General features: G+C 59.6%; 21 protein-coding genes. 10 read left to right on the forward strand and 11 right to left on the reverse strand.

Annotated features, from left to right (window positions below; all coding sequences use genetic code 11):
- Positions 1–31 precede the first annotated feature (31 nt).
- Positions 32–667: a restriction endonuclease gene (locus tag NW849_RS09725; RefSeq protein WP_414357493.1), complete on the forward strand. Its 636-nt coding sequence runs from the start codon at positions 32–34 to the stop codon at positions 665–667.
- A 256-nt stretch (positions 668–923) separates the two neighbouring features.
- On the opposite strand, the gene NW849_RS09730 is transcribed toward NW849_RS09725, so the two are convergent.
- Positions 924–2066, reverse strand: coding sequence for an AI-2E family transporter (locus NW849_RS09730; protein WP_414357479.1), 1143 nt, complete (start codon positions 2064–2066; stop codon positions 924–926).
- A 73-nt stretch (positions 2067–2139) separates the two neighbouring features.
- On the opposite strand from NW849_RS09730, the gene xseA reads away from it, so the two are divergent.
- From xseA to folD, 3 genes are all read left to right on the forward strand, one after another.
- Complete coding sequence (gene xseA / locus NW849_RS09735) at positions 2140–3420, forward strand: exodeoxyribonuclease VII large subunit (protein ID WP_414357480.1); 1281 nt, start codon at positions 2140–2142, stop codon at positions 3418–3420.
- A complete protein-coding gene (gene xseB, locus NW849_RS09740; RefSeq protein WP_414357481.1) occupies positions 3401–3637 on the forward strand; it encodes an exodeoxyribonuclease VII small subunit in 237 nt (78 codons plus the stop codon). The genes xseA and xseB overlap by 20 nt, the downstream gene beginning before the upstream one ends.
- Before the next feature lie 92 nt (positions 3638–3729).
- Positions 3730–4611 (forward strand): bifunctional methylenetetrahydrofolate dehydrogenase/methenyltetrahydrofolate cyclohydrolase FolD, encoded by an 882-nt coding sequence (gene folD, locus NW849_RS09745; RefSeq protein WP_011431762.1) that lies wholly within the window; start codon positions 3730–3732, stop codon positions 4609–4611.
- A 263-nt stretch (positions 4612–4874) separates the two neighbouring features.
- On the opposite strand, the gene NW849_RS09750 is transcribed toward folD, so the two are convergent.
- The 5 genes from NW849_RS09750 to NW849_RS09770 all read right to left on the reverse strand — a co-directional run bounded on the left by NW849_RS09750 (position 4875) and on the right by NW849_RS09770 (position 8691).
- A complete protein-coding gene (locus tag NW849_RS09750; protein WP_414357482.1) occupies positions 4875–5384 on the reverse strand; it encodes a hypothetical protein in 510 nt (169 codons plus the stop codon).
- Between the two features lie 321 nt (positions 5385–5705).
- Positions 5706–6323 carry an Npun_F5749 family FMN-dependent PPOX-type flavoprotein gene (locus NW849_RS09755; RefSeq protein WP_414357483.1) on the reverse strand — a complete coding sequence of 206 codons (618 nt, stop codon included), beginning with the start codon at positions 6321–6323 and terminating at the stop codon, positions 5706–5708.
- A gap of 48 nt (positions 6324–6371) precedes the next feature.
- A complete protein-coding gene (locus NW849_RS09760; RefSeq protein WP_414357484.1) occupies positions 6372–7646 on the reverse strand; it encodes a GNAT family N-acetyltransferase in 1275 nt (424 codons plus the stop codon).
- 227 nt (positions 7647–7873) lie between these two features.
- Positions 7874–8527, reverse strand: coding sequence for a DUF3386 domain-containing protein (locus NW849_RS09765; RefSeq protein WP_414357485.1), 654 nt, complete (start codon positions 8525–8527; stop codon positions 7874–7876).
- Positions 8528–8568: 41 nt separating this feature from the next.
- Complete coding sequence (locus NW849_RS09770; RefSeq protein ID WP_414357486.1) at positions 8569–8691, reverse strand: hypothetical protein; 123 nt, start codon at positions 8689–8691, stop codon at positions 8569–8571.
- 460 nt (positions 8692–9151) lie between these two features.
- On the opposite strand from NW849_RS09770, the gene murA reads away from it, so the two are divergent.
- From murA to sixA, 3 genes are all read left to right on the forward strand, one after another.
- A complete protein-coding gene (gene murA, locus NW849_RS09775) occupies positions 9152–10450 on the forward strand; it encodes a UDP-N-acetylglucosamine 1-carboxyvinyltransferase (RefSeq protein ID WP_414357494.1) in 1299 nt (432 codons plus the stop codon).
- 185 nt (positions 10451–10635) lie between these two features.
- Entirely contained in the window at positions 10636–12771 is a 2136-nt protein-coding gene (locus NW849_RS09780) for a transglycosylase SLT domain-containing protein (RefSeq protein WP_414357487.1), read from the forward strand.
- A 143-nt stretch (positions 12772–12914) separates the two neighbouring features.
- The gene (gene sixA / locus NW849_RS09785) at positions 12915–13502 is read left to right on the forward strand and encodes a phosphohistidine phosphatase SixA (RefSeq protein ID WP_414357488.1); all 588 of its coding nucleotides are present in this window, start codon (positions 12915–12917) and stop codon (positions 13500–13502) included.
- Positions 13503–13576: 74 nt separating this feature from the next.
- Here the strand turns inward: sixA and NW849_RS09790 are convergent, their stop codons facing one another.
- Complete coding sequence (locus NW849_RS09790) at positions 13577–13870, reverse strand: DUF3082 domain-containing protein (RefSeq protein WP_414357489.1); 294 nt, start codon at positions 13868–13870, stop codon at positions 13577–13579.
- Between the two features lie 84 nt (positions 13871–13954).
- Here NW849_RS09790 and NW849_RS09795 point away from each other — a divergent pair, with 84 nt between their 5' ends.
- On the forward strand, positions 13955–14647 hold the full coding sequence (locus NW849_RS09795) for a J domain-containing protein (RefSeq protein WP_414357490.1): 693 nt from the start codon (positions 13955–13957) through the stop codon (positions 14645–14647).
- On the opposite strand, the gene NW849_RS09800 is transcribed toward NW849_RS09795, so the two are convergent.
- The 3 genes from NW849_RS09800 to NW849_RS09810 form a co-directional block, all read right to left on the reverse strand.
- The gene (locus NW849_RS09800) at positions 14639–15514 is read right to left on the reverse strand and encodes an SDH family Clp fold serine proteinase (protein ID WP_414357491.1); all 876 of its coding nucleotides are present in this window, start codon (positions 15512–15514) and stop codon (positions 14639–14641) included. The two genes, NW849_RS09795 and NW849_RS09800, sit on opposite strands and share 9 nt — an antisense overlap.
- A 64-nt stretch (positions 15515–15578) precedes the next feature.
- Positions 15579–16460, reverse strand: coding sequence for a hypothetical protein (locus NW849_RS09805; protein ID WP_414357495.1), 882 nt, complete (start codon positions 16458–16460; stop codon positions 15579–15581).
- A 1-nt stretch (position 16461) separates the two neighbouring features.
- Positions 16462–17433 carry a fatty acid desaturase gene (locus tag NW849_RS09810; protein ID WP_414357492.1) on the reverse strand — a complete coding sequence of 324 codons (972 nt, stop codon included), beginning with the start codon at positions 17431–17433 and terminating at the stop codon, positions 16462–16464.
- Positions 17434–17814: 381 nt separating this feature from the next.
- On the opposite strand from NW849_RS09810, the gene psaK reads away from it, so the two are divergent.
- Positions 17815–18060, forward strand: coding sequence for a photosystem I reaction center subunit PsaK (gene psaK / locus NW849_RS09815; protein ID WP_414332568.1), 246 nt, complete (start codon positions 17815–17817; stop codon positions 18058–18060).
- Positions 18061–18296: 236 nt separating this feature from the next.
- Entirely contained in the window at positions 18297–18434 is a 138-nt protein-coding gene (locus NW849_RS09820) for a photosystem II reaction center protein K (RefSeq protein WP_414350277.1), read from the forward strand.
- 183 nt (positions 18435–18617) lie between these two features.
- Here the strand turns inward: NW849_RS09820 and NW849_RS09825 are convergent, their stop codons facing one another.
- Entirely contained in the window at positions 18618–19157 is a 540-nt protein-coding gene (locus NW849_RS09825) for a DUF3611 family protein (RefSeq protein ID WP_414332564.1), read from the reverse strand.
- Between the last annotated feature and the right edge of the window lie 146 nt (positions 19158–19303).

Genomic DNA, 19303 nt, shown 5'->3' on the forward strand with positions numbered 1-19303 from the left:
CGGCAGTGATCTCGGCGGCACCGCGGCCGCGATCGGCCGGAGCGGCGACGGTGGACTCGACGGCATGATCGATCAGGACCCGCTCGGGCTCGACCGGGTCTACGTGCAAGCGAAGCGCTCCGCCGCCGACAATCCCGTGGGCTCGCCGGCGATCCTCCAGTTCTCCGGGGCACTCGCCCAGCGCGGCGCCGCGCGCGGTGTGTTCATCACGACCTCGCGGTTGAACGACGATGCCCCCCCAACCGCCCCCCCCCTCACTGCGACGCTCACCCGCACTCGCATAGCACCGACCAGGCCTACCCCGAGGCCAACACCCAGCCCGACTCCCACTCCCACCCCCAGTCCGACTCCAACGCCAGAGGCGACGCCCACGCTTGCACCTCGTCGCCAGCCGCGCTTTCAACTGGGCCGCCCCCGTCCGACACCAGAGGGGATCCCGGCTGTTCCAACGCCACCGCCCGTGGTGGCCACTCCTGAACCTGAGCTTACGCCTGAGCCCAGCCCAGAGCCCTCTCCGCAAGCTGTGCCCACTTCAACTCCCCAGCCTGTGGCTACGCCTTTGCCGCGCGTGACCCCCATTCCCTTCCAGGAGCGGCGGGTGCGACAGCAGGGGTTGCGGCTTTTCCCGCCGGGACTCCACAGTCCAACCTTGCCAGGTGAGCGATAGCGGGACAGAATCCTTGGTTGACAGAATGCCCTTCGCACAGCGGGCCGTGGGCCTCACTGTTTCCCCGATGCCGCTCTGCCTGGGTGCGCAGTTGCCAGTTGTCGCGTTCTCACACCGGTCAAGCGCGAGGAGCGTGGAGCGACGGGAAAGAATCCCCCGGCTCTAGCCGTGGGGAGAACGTCGATTCCTGCCCAATGGAAGGGCCGGTCGTGTGGCTAAGCTGATGGGGTTGAGCCAAGTCAGGAGCATTGCTCCCTTAACCATCTCGCACCGATTGCGGCGGCGGGATGGGATCCTGGGTGGAGCTCTGGATCCCATTCTCTCCACTTTCCAACCTGAGCAAGGGCCGCAATCGGGATCCCTGCCAGGGATCCAGGACATCCCGAATTAGCACCTCCTGAATCCACACCTGCAGGATTGCCGCCAAAGGCACGGCCAGGAACAGGCCCAGCACCCCAAAGAAAAAGGCTGAAGTAACTTGAGCTACTAGGGTTAGGGCGGGCAGGAGCGACACCTGTCGGGACATAACGATGGGGGTGAAGACGCTGCTTTCCAACTGCTGGATCAGGATATACAGCCCCAGCACTGCCAAGGACTTCCAAGGGGCATCCGTGAGGGCTACCAGCATGGGGGCTACCACGCTTAAGGTGGGGCCGATATTGGGGATGAAGTTGAACAATCCCGCCAGCACCGCATTGGCCAAGATCAGGGGCACCCCCAAAATCCACAGCCCGATCCCACTCAGCAGCATCACCAAGGTGCTGGTAAACAGGATCCCCATCAGCCAGCCCCGCAGCGCCAGCTCACAGCGCTTGAGGATGTAGCGAATGCGGGGACGGTAAAAGGCCGGGAAAACCGAGACAAAAGCGCGACTGTAGGCTTGGGGATCCGCCAACAACAAAATGGTGAGGATGATTACAAACAATAGGTTGAGCAGGGTGCCGAAAAAGGCAGTGAAGGACTCGGAGAAAAAGTCGCGCACCTGTCGCACCAACTCGGTGGCCTGGGGCACCAAGCTATTGGCCAATTCCCGCAGCGTCGGCAGCTCAATATCCGTCGGCAAAGAGAGGATCAAGCTCTCGAACAGCCGCTGCGCTTGCACGATCCCGGCGGGCACCCCATCGGTAAACAGCCGCCGCAACTGCTCCGCCAGGGGGGGCACCACGATTAGCCCCACCAAGATCGCGGCCACCAAAACCGTCAAACTGGTGATGACAATTGAGGGGCCACGCCGAAAGCCGTAGCGCTGTGGGATCTGGGCCAAGGTATCCAATGCTACTGCCAACACAATGGCCGCGAACACCAACAGCAGGATCTGCCGGATCTGCCAAAGCAGAACTAGCAGGCCCAACAGCGCCCCTAGCCCCAGCCACTGGGCGAAGGTCACCCGCCAGCTCACCTCCTCTCTCGCCCGGTTGTCGCCTATTCTAGATGGGATCCCGACAAGTCCCATCGCTATTCGAGAACCCTGGATGCGCGATCCTGTCCCTTCAGAAGTGACTTTAGCCGCCCGCAGCAGTGGGATGGAGTTTTTGCTCACGGATGAAGCTCCCCTGCTCTCGGTGGGGGGAGTGTCCCGTTATTTGAAATCGCTGCTGGCCGGGGATCCCTACTTGGCCAGGCTGTGGGTGAGCGGGGAAGTATCCAGTTGCCAGCGCAACCGCAATGGCCACCTGTTCTTGACCCTGACCGATCCGGAAACCGGCGACGTTCTCAAGGGGGTGGTCTGGCAGGGCCAAACTTCCCGGCTCAGTTTCTGGCCGGAAGTGGGGCAGCAGGTGCTCGCCCTTGGGCAAATCGGCATCTACAGTGGCGGCAGCTATTATCGCCTCGTCATCTGGCAATTGCTGCCTGCCGGGGAAGGGCTGTTGGCGTTGCGATTTCAACAGCTCAAGGCCCGCCTCAGTGCCGAGGGCTTGTTCGACAACCAACGACCTCTGCCTGTTCACCCCCAGTGCATTGCTGTCGTCAGTTCCCCCCACGCTGCCGGCTGGGGAGATATTCGGCGCACCCTCAACCAGCGCTACCCCGGGCTACGGGTGCTGTTCTCCCCGGCTCAAGTGCAAGGGGAAGCGGCCCCAGAGTCAATTGTGCGGGCCATTCGCCGGGTGGAGCGGGATGGGCGGGCCGAAGTGCTTTTGCTGGCGCGGGGCGGCGGAGCCAGTGAGGATTTGGCCTGCTTTAACGATGAGCGGGTGGTGCGAGCGATTGCCGAATGTCGGATCCCGGTGGTCACCGGGATTGGCCACCAGCGGGATGAAACCCTGGCGGACTACGCTGCCGACTACGCCGCCCACACCCCAACGGCGGCTGCCGAGCGGATCGTGCCGGATCTGGGGGAATTGCAGCGCCAGGGATCCCAGTTGCGCCAGAAGTTGATCGAACGCACTCGCCAAGCTTTGGAAAGGGCCCAGCAGCGTTTGCAGCAGGCCCAACACCACCTGGCTTACGTGCATCCAGAGCGGCTGTTGCAACAGGCTCAGGATCGCTTGACCCAACACCAACATCGCCTGCTCCAAGCCGTGCGCCATCGCTTCCAGCAACGCCAACAGCACCAACAGGCCCTGCAAGATCGCCTCCAAGCGCTCGATCCCGAAGCCATTCTGAAACGGGGCTATGCCCTGGTGCGAAATGAAGAGGGATCCCTGATCCGCACCCATCGCCTGCCTCCCCAAACCCGCCTGATGATACAACTGGCCTCGGGAAGCCTATGGGTACGAGTAGAGGAGAGCCATGAGCCGCCGCAAACGTGAGGAGCCGTGGCGCTATGAAGCAGCCATTGCCGAGGTGGAAACTTTGATTGCCCAGATTGAATCGGGGGAACTGGATCTGGCGGAAGTGGTGGAGCGCTTTCAACAGGCCGCCCAAACCCTGAAAACCTGCGCGGACTTTTTAGAGCAAAAGCGGCAGCAGGTGGAGATCATCATCGAGCAATTGGGCCAAGAGGAAGAAGACTCGCAGGCGTTCTAGGGATCCCACCTGATCATTCCCCCTGCACTGCTGTCGCCATTCTGCTTCACTATGGATGGTCGTTGGATGGTTGTCTTTATCCTTGCGCCCCCATGCCCGCAAAGATCCTCGATGGCAAAGCCTTAGCCGCCCGCTTGCAAGCGGAGATGGCCGCCCAAGTGCAAGCTTGGATACCCCAGGTGGGGCGGCCACCGGGATTGGCAGTGCTGCGGGTTGGAGAGGATCCCGCCAGTGCGGCTTACGTGCGTGGCAAAGAGCGGGCCTGTGAGCGGTTGGGCATTGCTTCTTTTGGCCGACATTTTTCCGCCCAAGACTCCCCTGCCCATTTGCTCGACACCATCGACCAACTCAATCAGGACGAGCGGGTGGATGGCATCCTCGTCCAACTGCCCCTGCCCCCCGGCTGGGATCCCATCCCCCCCCTTCTGGCCATCAATCCCGACAAAGATGTGGATGGACTCCATCCCCTCAACCTGGGCCGGCTGTTGCGCGGCGAGCCCGGCCTACGCAGTTGTACCCCTTTGGGCGTGATGCGCCTGTTGCAGGCAGAAGGGATCCCGATTGCAGGCCGAAAGGCAGTGGTGGTCGGTCGCAGCATCTTGGTGGGCAAGCCCTTGAGCTTGATGTTGTTGGCCGCCGATGCGACGGTCACCCTAGCCCACTCCCGCACCCCCGACTTGGCAGAAGTGACCCGCGCCGCCGACATTGTGGTGATGGCCGTGGGCCGCCCCCGCCTATTGAGGGCAGACATGGTGAAACCCGGCGCGGTGGTCATCGACGTTGGCATCAACCGCATCGAGACCCCCACCGGAGCCGAGCAATTGGTGGGAGATGTGGACTATGAAGCGGTCAAAGAGTTGGCCGCTGCCATCACGCCCGTACCGGGAGGCGTAGGGCCGATGACGGTAACGATGCTGCTGGCCAACACCCTACAGAGCTATAAACTGCGCAGCCACTTGTGTAGTCATTATTAAACAGGAATGAAACATTTCTGTTGCATTGTTCCCTAACTTCCCTCTCTCTCTGGGAGAAGAGCTGGGGTTGGTCGCGGCAGCGGCACAGAGCGCTTGGGGAGTGTCTCAATCTAGCTTGAAATGACTATGGTTTGGAGACTGTTCTCAAAATGTTCTGTTGCTTGGATCCTCCCCCTTTGGCCCAGAAGAGTGAGGAATGGAGAAGTTGCCCCAGAGGAGTTTGAGGTGACCGCTGCAAATGTCCAAGCTGCGCGCGGAGCACCCTAAGGCTGCAAGATCATCGACCAGGAGCCGCTCTCCCCATCCCAAAACGGGGCCAGAGACTCTCCCACCACATTGGGCCCCCAATAGCGGCGGGTTCCATCCAGGGCGAAAGCCACCACAATGTCTCCGGGGCCGATTTGCAGCGGTTCCTCTCCCAAGCTCAGCAGCAATCCCTCGCTCCCCCCCTCTCCAGGGGCAAAGTCCCAGTGGGCCGTTTCCGGATTGATCATCCGTTCGCCGCTGCGCATCAAGATCACCAGCCGAACCGGATGGGGCGTGCGATTGCCGACACGAAAGGGTCCTGTGCGGGCGGAGGTGGGGACAGCCTGGGGGGGCAAGGCAGGTTCTGAGTGCAGAACAGGGACAACATTCCCCTCAACAGAATCTTCCAAGGCTTTCAGCGTCGGTTTCTCCAGAGTTTGTGCTCTCAATCCCTGCACAAGAACCCCTACCCCAACCAAAGCGACAGACAACACTAGGGATCCCTTGCCCCTCAAGGCCCTGTTCATGGATGGCCCACCAGCGAAAAGAGAGGCGACAGCCCGAGCAATGTAGGCAGAAAATGACCAGATCAAGACGCACATCGAGACCACTGCAAGCCCAAGTGATACGTGTCGAGTTAGACAAAAGGCATCAACTGCTGCCCTACCACCGATAGACCAGGCATGCGCATACAGAGTTCCATCTGAGGGCAACGCCCCCCACCGTGCAGAACAGGATTGTTCAGCTACGTTAACACGTCCATTCCTCTATTCTTTGGGCTTTCGGGGAACGTCAAGGAAAGAAGGGATCCCCCACTCCAGACCAGGCTAAGCAAGTTTGGATCCCTTTTAGGGATTCACAGCCCGACGCTGCCACCCTTTGGAAGTGCGCTCGTACACCGTCCGCAATTGGGGATAGATCTGATCCCCCTTAAGCTGTAGGTGATCCACCTCCGTTGGCTCCAGCAGTAAAGCCACAAAGGTCTGCGGAGGCAGCAGATCTTTCTCTTTCGGCAACTCCTGGATAAAAGCCTCTGGCGGGGCAAGCAGCCCCTTAGGTTCCGGCCAAAACCAGAGGAGCCGTCCTTTTTCCGATATCTGTTGCCACAACTGTTGCCGCTGGCGCTGAGCTTGGGGATCCGGATGATCGGCGGCGATGGCCTCAAGGGTGCCAGCGATGCGGAATTGTTCGCGGGTTTTGCAGAAATACCAGCAGATCTGGGCTTGGGGGCAGTGGGCAATTTGTCGGATCTTCTCGCTGCGACTATCCACCGCCAATTGAATGCGGTCGGTATCGCCCAAAAACCCCCGGAAAACGACCGTGCGGTTGCGCGGATGCCCCTGGGGATCCACCGTGGCCAATTGCAAATACCGCACACCGGGATCGCTACGGTTCCGGTGCAGTGCCGCCTGAATCAGCGCCCGCCAAGAGGGATCCGCAGTAGAATTGCCCTTCGGGTCTTTCATCCGTTTTTCGCAAGGTGCAAGCAAGCCAGGATTGGGGCTCTCTCTCCCTTAGCTAGGGGGTGGAGAAGCCTCAGATTGGGAGTCTCTGGAGAGCCCTGGTGAAGACTCCACACCGCTGACGCGACCAGAGCTGGGATCTGGCTCGGTTGGGCTAATGGGATGAAAGTGGTGCTCTACCCAGCCCTCCGGCGGCCCCTCAAACCGCTCCGGCACTGGCTGCTTCACCTGTAATCCCCGCAGCATCGCGTTGAGATAAGCACTATCCCAGGTAAAGAGGCGGCTTTCGCGGATTTTGTGCCACACCGAACGCGACATCAGCAACGTCCGCTCCACATCTCGAGCCCCCAGCTTGAGCAAGAACTCCTCCCGTTCCGGCTGGTAATCGGTGGAGGCCAAGGCCAGAGATTGCGGCGGATGAGCCTGGGTAAGCTGGGCCATCTTGGCCATGAGTTCGGGGTAGAGCCAAGTGTAGGCGGGGTGAACCGTGAGCTTGGCCACATGAGGTTGCTGCCCGGTGCGATCCAACTTCAAGTTGAAGTAGCCAATGGCGGTTTTGCGTTCGGGCTCATAAACACACACTTCCACCCGTTCCGTCTGGCTGATGGCGCATTTGGCCTGCTCCAAGAGCCAATCCAGTGGGTTGGTGCGAAAATCGTTCACCTCGCGGTCGTACACCTGGCGCACATTGGCGGGCATGGATCCCGTATCCAGTTGGTAGATGGCGTAGGCATCCCGATTGGTCACCGGCACCAGGTTGGGCAATTTGGGCTCGTGCCGGCTGAGGGCCGCCAGAATATCGGCTGGAACCGACCAGTAGGTGATCTGGGCTAGGGGTTGGAAGCCGTTGCGCCGGTAGAGCGCCATTGCCCCTTTGTTGTGGATGTTCACCTCCAGGATCCAGGTGCGAGCTTCCCGAAAGTGCTCCATGCAGTGCTTGAGCAGCCGGGATCCCACCCCCTGGCGCTGGGCAGAGGGCGCTACCGCGATATGGTCGACCCGCCAGGTGCTGCGGGAATGGTTGAAGGGAGAAACCTGAATCACCCCCTGAATCTTGCCCTTCAGCTCCGCCACATGCACTGTAAACATGTGCTGAAAGCGATTGGGAAACAGGGTCAGGGTTTTCAGGGGCCCATACCACTGGCGCAACCGCCGCACTTGGCGACGAATATCCACCGAGCGGCTGCTGTACTCTTCATCAAAGGCTTGCGCCAAAATCTCTTCCACAGCCTCCAGATCCCCCAGTTGGGCGGGGCGAATGATCAGGTCAGGGGCACCAATGGGGGCTTCGGCATCCGGGTCGGGTCTTGCTGTGGTGTTGTCCATGCCAATCGCAGGCGGGAGAATATTCAAAGCATAGCTCAGGCTCTCTTGCTTTTTCTAACCGGGAGGATCGTTCTGCAACAAAGCTTGAAAGCCTACAGATCGGCTTTCCCGTTATCGAGAAAGGCTTGGCCGCCAAGAAGGGCGTGAACTCAGCCTCCCGGTAGCTGCCCAACAATGACGAATGGGAGAGCCGGCCCTCTACCCCGCAGAGAGCAATGCCGGGTCGCTCACGCCCCAACGTCTAGCAAGGTCAAGTTGCTGAAGGTGAAGCGCTTCTCCACAGGGCCGGTTTCCGTCTCGGTCTGGATACGCCGCTCCGAGAGGATGTAGTACTGGCCCACTTTTGTATACAGATCCTCGAATTGGCTGCGCCCGCCCTTTTGCTCGCCCGTTTGGGGATCGTGATAGACGGAATCGTAGCGGTGGGAAAGATAGCCTTCGCCGGTATCGTGGCTGCTGAAGGTGTGGATGGTAACCACCACTCCGTGGATATGCCGATGCACCATGGTAACCTGGTTATCGCGCACGTGGTAGCGATCCCCTTCGGCTTTGCCCCCCACCAAGATCTCTACTGTGCCATCGGGCAGGGTTTGGCCGTAACGGAAGGTGTTGTTCCCATGGGTCTCGTCGAAGCTGCGGCGCACCCGGTGAATGGCAATCTCCCAGAGTTGGTTGTGAATGGCTTTTCGAGCTTCCTCATCTTCTACGCCCGTAACGGTGGCCTTTAGGTCTGCCCCCACTCGCACCTGCCCAACGAATGTGCGCTCCCCATCCCAATAGGTGACCTCGGCGCTGTAGCCCGGGAAAGCGGGATCCCAGGTGTAGCGGTTTTCATAGGCGGCCCGAAACAACTCTTGGGCAGAGACTTGAGTGGCGATCATCGGCTGTCTCCCATCGTTATTGCAAGTGCTTCTCATGAGTATCATACTGCTTCTTGCCGCTGGGCTAAACCCCATCCGGCTGTGCTGAGGATCCCCGTCTGCTGAAGACGGTCTTTCTCAAAAAGCAGCAGGGATCCCCATTTTGCCGGTAGGCTGAGGCCCATCCCAACCTAACCTCCAACGCGAGGCATCTTTGAGATTTTTATCTCTTCATCTCTAGATGCACGGAGGTCGGTCGGCTTTCCTCAGCGCACTGTGGGATGCTCCCAGGTGTCTTGAGGATGACAAGGCTTCGGCTTTGTCCAGGTCGGCGGGACAGATCCCTTTGGCCGAGTTGCCGGAACTGCTGTCGCAAACCAGGAACTTGGGTAAGATGAGGGCAGCATCGACAGCCCTTCTCTTCCTTCCTCTACCGAGTTTCTGCTTGCGCATTTGGCTGCTTCTCTCTCCAGAGTATTTCCTGGAAAGAGGCCGCCTTTCCTATGTGTATTCTTTGTTAGGTGAGGAGGAAGATTGAGAGACTTCACTGATCGTGCTCCGCACGGCGCAGAGCCGCAGCATGTCGGTAGGATAGAGTCCTTGGGATCTTCGCCAGGCTTGACCGGAATTGCACCCTCACCTGAGATGATGGGGCCAGTGCTGCAGATAACCGGCAAGCAGACCCTAAGTGGCCACATCCCCATTGGCGGGGCGAAAAACTCTGCCTTGGCGCTGATGGCCGGGGCCATCTTGGCTCCTGAGGCTTGTCGAATTCACAATGTGCCCCGTCTGCTGGACATTGAACGCATGGGACAGATCCTGGCCACGCTGGGAGTTAAGGTTTCCCATGTTGGCAATACCCTCGACCTGGATGCCAGCTCCCTGAAAACCTCTCAAGCTCCCTATGAATTGGTCAGCCAGTTGCGGGCCAGCTTTTTCATAATAGGGCCTCTGTTGGCGCGGCTGGGGGTGGCCAGAGTTCCCTTGCCCGGCGGCTGTGCGATCGGGTCTCGTCCTGTGGATCTGCATGTGCGGGGTCTACAAGCCTTGGGGGCGACGGTACAAATCGAGCATGGGGTGGTTCATGCCTATGCCCGTAAACTGTTGGGAACCCGTATTTACCTGGACTATCCCAGCGTCGGTGCCACCGAGACCTTGATGATGGCCGCTACGCTGGCGGATGGAGAAACGGTGATCGAGAACGCCGCCCAAGAGCCGGAGGTGGCGGATCTAGCCCGTTTTTGTCAAGCCATGGGGGCCCGCATTCGCGGTGTCGGCACCAATACGGTTGTGGTGGTAGGGGTGCCCCGCTTGCATGGAACAGAGTACACGGTCATTCCCGACCGCATCGAGGCCAGCACCTATCTCATTGCCGGGGCCATTACCCGCTCTCACCTCACGGTTGGCCCTGTCATTCCCGATCATCTGCGGGCGGTGATCGCCAAGTTGCAAGCGATGGGGCTGCGGGTGGAAGAGGAAGGCCCAAACCGGCTGCGCATTGCCCCGGCTCAACTGAGCTCAGGCTGGCTGTGTCAGGCAACCGATATTCAAACGCTGCCCTATCCTGGTTTCCCCACCGATGTGCAGGCGCCGATCATGGCTTTGGCCGCCTTGAGCGAGGGCAGTTGCACCATTGAGGAGACAGTGTTTGAAAACCGCATGCACCACATTCCCGAGCTGAATCGCATGGGAGCCGATATTCGCCTGAAGAACCGAGTGGCCCTGATCCGAGGGGTGCCGTCCCTTTCCGGCGCTCCGGTGGTGGCTACCGACCTGCGGGCGGGTGCGGCCCTGGTGTTGGCCGGTCTGGCGGCTGAAGGCTGCTCCACGATCCACGGATTGCACTACATCGACCGGGGCTACGAAGCCATTGATGAAAAGCTGCGCAGTGTCGGGGCCAAGGTGTACCGCAGCGAAAGCCCGACAGCGCAATTGGGGAAATGAGCCGTTTCACCGCCGTTTGAAGTTTGAAGAAATCGTTGCATCTCTCCCTGCCTATCGCCTGGCCACAATGCGCGGCGACCGCTTGCTGGGTGAGCTTTCCAGCCATGTTGCAAGTATCGAGTCGTCCGGTGGCTCAACGCAGTCGGGTTGAGTATCTTAGTTCAGAGGTGGTGGGGAGGTAAAGCATGGGGATCCTGACAGGCAGCAAACGACGCTGGATAAGATGGGCTGCCGGTGTGCTGGCAGCGGGAGCAGCTCTGGGTGGGGCCGTCTGGGGCTTCTACACCTCATCCTGGGCAGAAACCGCGGAGGTGGCCTCTGCACCAGAAGACAGGGATCCGGCGCAACTGCCTCAAACTTCCACAGTGGCCTTTCTGCAAGCCTATGCAGCGCTACAGGCCGGCCAAGCGCAATCTGCCTTGAAGCATTTGCAGGGGCTGGAAGAGAGCCTGCCGGTTCTGAGGGAAGAGATTTGGAAGCTCAGGGCCCAAGCCTATGAACAGTTGCAGGACAAGGAAACAGCCCAAGGGATCTGGTGGCCCAAGATTTTGCAGGAATATCCCCACAGCCCTGTCGCTGCCTATGCCCTCTGGGGGATGGACCAGGTGGATCGGCTGCGGCAGCAATTTCCCACCCATCCGCTGACCGGACGTGCCCTCAAGCATTTGCTGGAGCTGGATCCCGACCGCTATGACCTGCTGCGGGATTTGGCCCAACATCACCCGCAAACCCCTGGGCTAACGCCGTTGCTGGATCGCTGGCGGCAGGCTCAAGAGGGATCCCTCACGGCTTCCGACTGGCAGATCCTCGCCGATGCCTACTGGGAGCAACGGGAGTACGGCAAAGCTGCCCGGGCCTATGGACGTGCCCCCGCCACCTCTCAGAACCTCTACCGCTGGGGTCGCAGCCACCAGATCTCGCGGGAGTTTCCTCAGGCCAGAGCGGCTTACCAAGCGCTGCTGGCACAGTTCCCCGATGGGCCAGAGGCTTCCCTCACCCGTCGCCGTTTGGCGGAACTGAGCGACCTGCCGACGGCAATTGAACTCCTCCGACAGGTGGGATCCGGCTCAGATAAAGAAGCTCCAGAGGCGTTGCTCAGCCTCAGCCAGCTCTATGATCGCAACGCCAGCCCCCAATCGGCCCAAGCCACCCGGCAAGCCCTTTGGGATCGCTTTCCGGCCAGCGAAGCTGCGGCCAACGCCGCCTGGACGGTGGCCTGGAGCCAAGCGCAAGCAGGCAATCTCAGCCAAGCCATCGCCCTAGCTCAACAGATTGGATCCGCCCAGCGGGACACGGAAATGGGGGCACAACTGCTCTACTGGGCGGGCAAATGGCGGGAACAGCAGGGGGATGTCGCTGCGGCTCGGCAAACCTATCGGCAGGTGCTGCGGCAGTTTCCCCACACCTACTACGGCTGGCGGTCGGCAGTGCAACTGGGCTGGCCGGTGGGGGATTTCTACAGCGGGCGCAAAAGAGTGGAGGTGGATTTTCAGCCGGTGCGCCAACCGTTGCCGGGGGTCTCGGCGGCCACGCAGACCCTGCATTTGATGGGAGCCAGCCAACTGGCCTGGGAACGCTGGCAGGGCGAAACTCCGGTGCAGCGGGATCCCCGCCAGATGAGCGTTGCCGAGCGCTTTGTCACGGGCATTTTGCGCAACAGCGCTGGAGATCACCTGCGGGGCATTAACCAGGTGGCTGCTTTGCGCTTCAGCGAAGAGCCGGATCCCCTGCTGGAGACGTTGAGGCAGCGCCAAGATTTCTGGCAGGCCATCTATCCGCTGCACTACTATGCGGGCCCCGACAATTCCTGGAGCGGGGATCCCTACGCCCAACCCGGCTTGGCCCACTGGTCACGGCAATTTAACCTCAATCCTTTGATGGTGGCGGCTTTGATCCGGCAGGAATCCCGCTTTGAGCCAGAGATCGTCTCGGCCTCGGGGGCTTTGGGCTTGATGCAGGTGATGCCCGCTACTGGCCGCTGGATTGCCCAGCAGATCGGCCTGGCCCAGTACAGCCTCACCAACCCCGCCGACAATCTCTACCTGGGATCCTGGTACTTCGACTACACCCACCGCACCTATCAAGACAACACCTTGCTGGCCCTGGCCAGCTACAATGGTGGCCCCGGCAACGTGGCCAGATGGCTGAACCGCTTTGGCTTCGAGGATCCGGATGTGTTTGTGGAGCAGATCCCCTTCCCCGAAACTCGGGGCTATGTGAAGTCCGTGTTTGGCAACTACTGGAACTACTGGCAGCTCTACACTCAGGAGGGGCGCACCTTGGTCAGCCAGCGCTTGCATAACCCCTCGTCTTCTTCGTGATCTCTGGTTTTGTCGCGGAAGTGCTGCCGTAGAGGGAGCGGGCTTTTCCCCCGACAGAGCACAGTATTCTGTGAGAGTTACAGTGATTCCAAGGTTTACTTAACAGTGCCGTTCGCGCCGGCAGGACAGAGTTTTGGAGTTCTATGGTCTCTGGGTCTGAACAACAGGAGAGCGTTCGCGTTAGCAGCGCGGAGCACCATCAGGGGGCGGCAGAAAAGCAGACTGCCCGACAGGAATTGGCCGTGGATTTTATTCGCCATGGCATAGCCGAGGAACCCCGGCCAGAAGTCGAGGATGCCTTTCGGGCCCTTACAGACGAAGGTCGCAAGCGTTGCCGCAAGGTTGCCCGCCAGCTCAAGAACATGGGCTGGAGGTGGGATCTCCTGCTCACCAGTCCCTTGGTGAGGGCTCGACAGACCGCTGAGATCTTTTTGGACGAGAACCTGGCCGAAGCTGTGGAGGTGTTTGAGCCGCTGGCTCCGGGGGGCAGTTTTGCTGACCTGGTGCGCTGGCAAGCAGAGCGGGAACCTCTGGCGTCTTTGGCTCTGGTCGGTCACCAGCCGGATCTGAGCCTGTGGGTGCAAACGGCCATTGGGCTGAACCCGGCCCATGCCGACGCGATCACCCTCAAAAAAGCGGGCCTAGCCCAAGTGCGCTTTGCCGAAGGCCGGATTGACTACCGCCAGGGATCCCTGACTTTGTTGCTCTCCCCCAAGGTGGTGTTGCGCTGAGAAGCTGCCGGCAAGTTCGGCTCATCACAAACGCCCAACGGGTCAGCCAGAAGTTGTGCCTACAGCCCCCAGCTTCAGCGCCGAGAGGAGGTCAGCCGCTCGCCCAGCAATTGCAAAAAGTAGGCCGCCAGCCCCAGCCCCACCAGGGCAAACATAAACGCGATCAAGGAAACGGAACCGACCAGCAGGTAGCGCACCAGAATGCTGATTCCACGGGCCAACGATCCAATCTCCACATCGATCGGCGGCAACTTGGCCAACATCGAGAGCAGCAGTTGAAAAAAACCGTAGCCCAGACTGACGGCAATGGTGGCCCCCAAGAGGGCACTGAAAGGGTTGGGGGATCCCTGGGGCGAGGCGGAAGACATGGGGCAGCACCGGAAAACTCACCTTTATTCTAGGCTGCAGGTACAATGTGGAAGTTTCTTTTCTTTCCGGCAAGCCTAGGGGTTATGGAGAGCGGATCGGGAGTGGGATCCCACTACGAAGTTTTGGGCGTTTCCGTGGGGGCGACGGCGGAGGAGATCAAGTCCGCCTACCGTCGTTTGGTCAAGTATCACCATCCCGATAGCCTGCTGGCCAAAAAAGATCGGGCCACCGCTGAGCGCATCCGCCAGATCAACGCTGCCTACGCGGTGCTCAAGGATCCCCAATCTCGCCGCGAATACGATCGGCAACTGCACTCCAGCCGCACCTCACCCCGCCCCCAGCCGACGGGATCCCCCCGTGAAACCGTCAGCCACGAAGCCATCGCCCGTGCAGCCTGGATCCGACAGGTCTACACCCCTCTAAACCGAGTGTTGGGGCCCTTGTTGTCTTCCCTAAAGCCTCAGTTGAATGCTTTGGCGGCGGATCCCTTTGATCCCGACCTGTTGGAGTCCTTCGCCACCTATTTGGAAGAGTGTAGCCAGAAACTGGCCCAAGCCCAGCAGATCTTTGGCCGCCTCCCCAATCCCAGCAGCCTGGGGGGAGTGGCTTCTCGCCTCTACTACGCCCTCAACCACCTAGAGGACGCTCTAGAGGAGCTGCAGTATTTCCCCCTGAACTTCGACGATCGCCACCTGCACACCGGACAAGAGCTGTTTCGCCGGGCAAGAGGGCTGCGCCTGGAAGCCATGGAAGCTTACGCCAAGAGTTCACCCTAGGCCAGAGCGGGATCCCCCTCTGGGCAGAGCGGGGCGGGGATCATAGGGGATAGGGATGTACTGTACAGAAGGACGGCCCATGGTGGCCTGCGGGTACAAGTCCATCAGGGCATAGATTTGGGGTGGCAACTCGGTAGAAATGGGCAGGCCCAACCTTTGGGCTTCTTCGGCGGTGATGGGGTAGTCGTGGGTAACTTGTCCGCTGGTTAGGTACTGGATGAGGGGCTCGATCCGTTCAGGGGCAATTTTGCGCTTGGGCACATCGTCCTTCAAGAGATCCCGCACGAAGTTCTGCACCTGTTGCATTGCTTTGCGGGCCAGATCCGCCAGGATCAGGGTTTGGTCGTCGATTTCGGCAATGGGTTTATCCGCCACCACCTGCAGAATACTGGCGGCAGCATACCCCCCCAACTGCGGATCCACCGGCCCCAGGACTGCATTGGCATCCATGACGATTTCATCGGCGGCCAGGGCCAGCATTGTCCCCCCCGACATGGCGTAGTGAGGCACGAAGACCGTCACTTTGGCCGGATGGCGGATCAGGGCGCGGGCAATTTGCTCCGTGGCCAGCACCAGGCCACCGGGGGTATGCAAAATCAAATCAATCGGGGTATTGGGTGGGGTAAGGCGAATTGCCCTCAACACCTGTTCGGAGTCCTCGATGCTGATGTAGCGGGAAACCGGGATCCCCAAAAAACTGATCGACTCCTGGCGGTGAATGAGCAGAATCACCCGGCTGCCCCGCTTTTGCTCCAACTCCCGAATGGCCATCAAGCGCCGGAACTCTTGGGCACGACGGTTCAGCAGAGGTTGCAAAGAGCTGAAGATCAGAAAAATCCAGAACAGGCTGCCCCAGTCCACTTTCACACCTCAAGTGGGATCCCTTTGACTCCAGCATAGGGGATCCAAAATCTTCGGCGATCCCTGAGCCTCATGAGTTGGGTTCAGACGCCGCAAAAAAGCGATCCAAAGCCTGCAGCAAATCCGGTACGGAAGCTTGGTCAATCCAGGATCGAATATAAGCCTGCTGCTCCGCCAAGTTTTCAATGCGGCCCAACTTTTGCATGGCCAAGTAGCGGGTTTCTGCCGCGGCGCGATTGGTTTGCAAGTCCAGCCGCTGCTCCGGGGTAAGCGGATACTCTGTTTGGGCCAACAGGTGATCGGCCACCATCATGAACAGCAGAGGCCCCGCCAATTCCACCTGGGGCTCGGCTTCTGGCTCAGAATCGGCAGCAGCGAGATCTTGGAGATCTTGAAGGAGATCCTGCCCCAGTTGCAGCAGCTCTTCTGCCGAAGCCGCCCGCAGCACCGTCTCGGCAGTGGCCCGGAGCGGCTCTGGGGAAACCCTGTGGTGGATGGCCAATTCCGCCAGGGCCTGTTCCCATTGATCCCGTTGGGCTTGCACCACAGCCCGCTCTTCTGGGGAAAAGTCCAACCGCTCCAGCACCACCTCCAGAGCCACAGCCCCCACCAACAGAGGGGGAAAGCGCAGCACCGTAGAGGCAGATCCCGCCTGCTCCAAAAAGGTTTCCAAATCCGGGCCGGATCCCCTGTCCAGCAAGTCCTGCAAGTAGGCCAACACCTCTTGAGGCGAGGTCAACCTGAGGATCCCTCGCACCTGTGCCCGCAAGTCTGCCGGGATCCCAAGGAGCTGCACCTGGGCTTCGGCCCGCGCCTGTGCTTCTGCGATCAACTCCGGCAAATCCGCCGTCGCCTGACCGGCCTGCAGCAAAACCCGGCTGGAATCTCGCAACAGACTGGCCGCCTCCACAAACAGCAGCACCTGCGGGACTTGCAGCGTTGGCCAAACCATGCTAGCCAAGCTGTGGATCCGCAGGGGATCCCTCCGATTCTGGATTGGCTGGCGCAGCGGGGTGAGCTGAAGTGGGCTTGTGCCAGTGCAGACCAATCAGAGCATCGTACAAAAAGCCCCAAAACTCTCCCTTCTCCCAGATCCCCAGCGTTTGCTGGCAGTTGCGCGCGTCCAGCTCAGGTTTGGCTGCCCAGTAGGCTGCTTGGTATTTGTACCAGGGAACAGAAGGCCAGAGATGGTGGATCAGGTGATAGTTTTGCCCCAACAGCAGAATGTTGGTCAGCCATCCGGGATAGACGCGGGCATTGTACCACCGCTCTTGGGATTGAAAAGGGCGATGGGGCAGGTAGTCAAAAAACAAGCCCAGCAAGAACCCCATGATAAAGGCAGGGGGTAGCCAATAGTTCATGATGTAGTCGGTGTAGCCGAAGTAGCTGGCCAGACCAAAGGTCAGGATAACCACCAGCCGACTCAAGCCCCACTCCAGCAGATCCCAGCGACCTTTCCGCCAGAGCTGCCGCTTAAAGAAAAACACCTCATGGTAGAAAAACCGCGGCGCGATCAGCCACAGCGGCCCTCCCGTTGAGACATAGTGATCGGGATCGTCTTCAGGATGGTTGACGTGGGCATGATGCTGCATGTGTACCCGCTTAAAGACGGGATAGACAAAACCCTGTAACAGGGCAGAGCCGTGTCCGAGCGCCTCGTTCAGAAAGCGGTTGCGGTGGGCCGAGCCATGGGAAGCATCGTGAATCACCGTGCCCAAAACGTAGAGGGCCACAAAATTGAGCCAGAACACCATCCATTTGGGCCAGTGCCAAAAGGCGTACCCGCCAAAGCAAGAGGCCGAAAGCACCACCGCAGCCAAAAACATCAGCAAGGTGGGATTCCAAAATTCTGAGGGTGGCCCCAACAGCTCACGAGGCAATGCGAAGGGTTTGTGGGCCGATTCAGCAGTAGCAGCAACAGTCATCGGCAGCCATCCTTAGGTGGGCACAGTGCAGACGGGGAGGATGGGTCGAGGCAGCGCGTCCAAGTCATCACACCAAAAAGGGATCGAAGAGATAAGTTTGTTAACTTTCGTTAGTATACGGCAGAGACCTGCCCAGCTTCTCAGCCCAAGCCTCATTTTCCTATCAACCACAGCCCTGGGGGCACCTTCTTCTCCTACCTAGAGGATTCCTGCAGGATCCCGGCAATAGCAAACCGTCCCTGAAGCCGGAGAAAAGCCGTAGTGTGAGGTTCTGTTGCAGCCTCTGTTGCAATTCATGTGTAGATCGCCAGGGGATCCCATCCGGGGTTCAGCAGGAGCGGTAATCTAAGGGTCGGTCAACCTGAGTTGAGGACGAAAACCATGATGCCTGTTGTCGCGCCGCTGGCTTTGACCGCTCAAACCAGCCCCTGGTCCCCCCTGAGCGCCGTGATCATTCTGCTCTGCACAGGGCTGGCTTACCTGAGCTTCAAATCCTCCTCTGGAGTGGCCTCAGAGACTGGGCCGGTACTGGGAATGACCTGGCCAGAAGTCATCGGGGTTGCCAGTTTTGGCCACTTGCTGGGGGTGGGGGTCGTTTTGGGCCTCTCCAACATTGGCGTTCTTTAGGCTGACGCGAACGGAAGAGGGAACGCCTGGGGAAATAAGCACCGCTGTCGTGGAGGGACAACCCAACACAGTAAGTGCTGTCGCAGAACCAGGAACCAGAATCCCTTGCCTGTAGGCAGGGGGGTATGTCAAGTTTCTTGAACTTGGCCGGGATCCCTGCTTGGTGATGTTACACTCTATTTCGATTCTGAAAAAAGCAGTTCCTTCAGCCGCGTTTTCCCCTGAGGTTTGTTGCCATGTCAGCGATGATGCTCCTGGCCAGTTTGCCGGAAGGCTATGAATTGTTTGACCCGCTGATCGACATTTTGCCGATCATCCCTGTTCTGTTTTTCCTGCTGGCCTTTGTCTGGCAAGCGGCAGTGGGCTTCAAGTGAAGCCATCGCTCCTGCTGAGGTCTTGTCCGGAGGAAACTCAGGCAGGGCCGAGGTGCTTCCCCCCAGCTCCTCTCCCAGGTTGGGGGGTTTGTTGCTATACCCCGGCAAAAGCGACAAGCCGTCTTGTCACTGGTCAAAAACGTAAATGCCAATGACTCCCAAAACTGGGCCAGGGATCCGGCGCTAGGGTTCGCGGTCGAGGACACCGGTAATCCAGAGAACCCCTGCCAAGCAGACGAAGTGGGCAAACGTCACGTTGATGTTGGCGGCCAGCAGCAGCACTCCTGTCACCTGGTTGGCCTGGGTGCGGGAAAACATGCGCGCCAACAGCTCGCCCACTTGGGCTTCCATACCAATCAAAGCAAGGAAGGCCCCAATGAGGCTGACATAGGTGACCAACTGCAACTGCTTGGGCAAATCCAATTGGCTTAGGGCATCAGCAGAAGCTGAGCGGCGCTCCGCGTGGAGCAAGTAGCGCCAGTTGAAAAATAGACCGGCTGCCAGGGTGAGCAATGTAAACAAGGTGAACCAGAAGGCGATGACAGCACCCAGCGAGTCATCTCGATAGACGGTATTTTGGCCGATTAAAAAGCCAAACCACAGCAGCAGCGCCGTCGCCCCCAAGATTGCCTGGAACCAAAACCCAAAGCGACGAGTCATGCGCAAGCGAGACTTCATCCGCTCGATAGCCGCCCGTACTGACGGCGACATGGGCTCGTTCATCTTTTTCCCCCGCTCGCCTGGATGAACACCAACGTTCGCTTCCAGCCTATCTTCATTCTCCGGCCCCAGTCACCAAATTTTCGGGCTGGAGGCCCGCACCATAGCCGCAGGCTTGGTGTCGGGAGGAAAGCCCTCCTCCATATAGG

The sequence above is a fragment of the Synechococcus sp. R55.3 genome (assembly GCF_047461975.1).
GTDB lineage: Bacteria > Cyanobacteriota > Cyanobacteriia > Thermostichales > Thermostichaceae > Thermostichus.

Excerpts from the sequence above, each read along its gene's own strand:
- xseA (WP_414357480.1), top strand. The coding sequence starts at position 2,140 with ATGCGCGATCCTGTCCCTTCAGAAGTGACTTTAGCCGCCCGCAGCAGT.
- xseB (WP_414357481.1), top strand. The coding sequence starts at position 3,401 with ATGAGCCGCCGCAAACGTGAGGAGCCGTGGCGCTATGAAGCAGCCATT.
- folD (WP_011431762.1), top strand. The coding sequence starts at position 3,730 with ATGCCCGCAAAGATCCTCGATGGCAAAGCCTTAGCCGCCCGCTTGCAA.
- NW849_RS09750 (WP_414357482.1), bottom strand. The coding sequence starts at position 5,384 with ATGAACAGGGCCTTGAGGGGCAAGGGATCCCTAGTGTTGTCTGTCGCT.
- NW849_RS09755 (WP_414357483.1), bottom strand. The coding sequence starts at position 6,323 with ATGAAAGACCCGAAGGGCAATTCTACTGCGGATCCCTCTTGGCGGGCG.
- NW849_RS09760 (WP_414357484.1), bottom strand. The coding sequence starts at position 7,646 with ATGGACAACACCACAGCAAGACCCGACCCGGATGCCGAAGCCCCCATT.
- NW849_RS09765 (WP_414357485.1), bottom strand. The coding sequence starts at position 8,527 with ATGATCGCCACTCAAGTCTCTGCCCAAGAGTTGTTTCGGGCCGCCTAT.
- NW849_RS09770 (WP_414357486.1), bottom strand. The coding sequence starts at position 8,691 with ATGGGCCTCAGCCTACCGGCAAAATGGGGATCCCTGCTGCTTTTTGAG.
- murA (WP_414357494.1), top strand. The coding sequence starts at position 9,152 with ATGATGGGGCCAGTGCTGCAGATAACCGGCAAGCAGACCCTAAGTGGC.
- NW849_RS09780 (WP_414357487.1), top strand. The coding sequence starts at position 10,636 with ATGGGGATCCTGACAGGCAGCAAACGACGCTGGATAAGATGGGCTGCC.
- sixA (WP_414357488.1), top strand. The coding sequence starts at position 12,915 with ATGGTCTCTGGGTCTGAACAACAGGAGAGCGTTCGCGTTAGCAGCGCG.
- NW849_RS09790 (WP_414357489.1), bottom strand. The coding sequence starts at position 13,870 with ATGTCTTCCGCCTCGCCCCAGGGATCCCCCAACCCTTTCAGTGCCCTC.
- NW849_RS09795 (WP_414357490.1), top strand. The coding sequence starts at position 13,955 with ATGGAGAGCGGATCGGGAGTGGGATCCCACTACGAAGTTTTGGGCGTT.
- NW849_RS09805 (WP_414357495.1), bottom strand. The coding sequence starts at position 16,460 with ATGGTTTGGCCAACGCTGCAAGTCCCGCAGGTGCTGCTGTTTGTGGAG.
- NW849_RS09810 (WP_414357492.1), bottom strand. The coding sequence starts at position 17,433 with ATGACTGTTGCTGCTACTGCTGAATCGGCCCACAAACCCTTCGCATTG.
- psaK (WP_414332568.1), top strand. The coding sequence starts at position 17,815 with ATGATGCCTGTTGTCGCGCCGCTGGCTTTGACCGCTCAAACCAGCCCC.
- NW849_RS09820 (WP_414350277.1), top strand. The coding sequence starts at position 18,297 with ATGTCAGCGATGATGCTCCTGGCCAGTTTGCCGGAAGGCTATGAATTG.
- NW849_RS09825 (WP_414332564.1), bottom strand. The coding sequence starts at position 19,157 with ATGAACGAGCCCATGTCGCCGTCAGTACGGGCGGCTATCGAGCGGATG.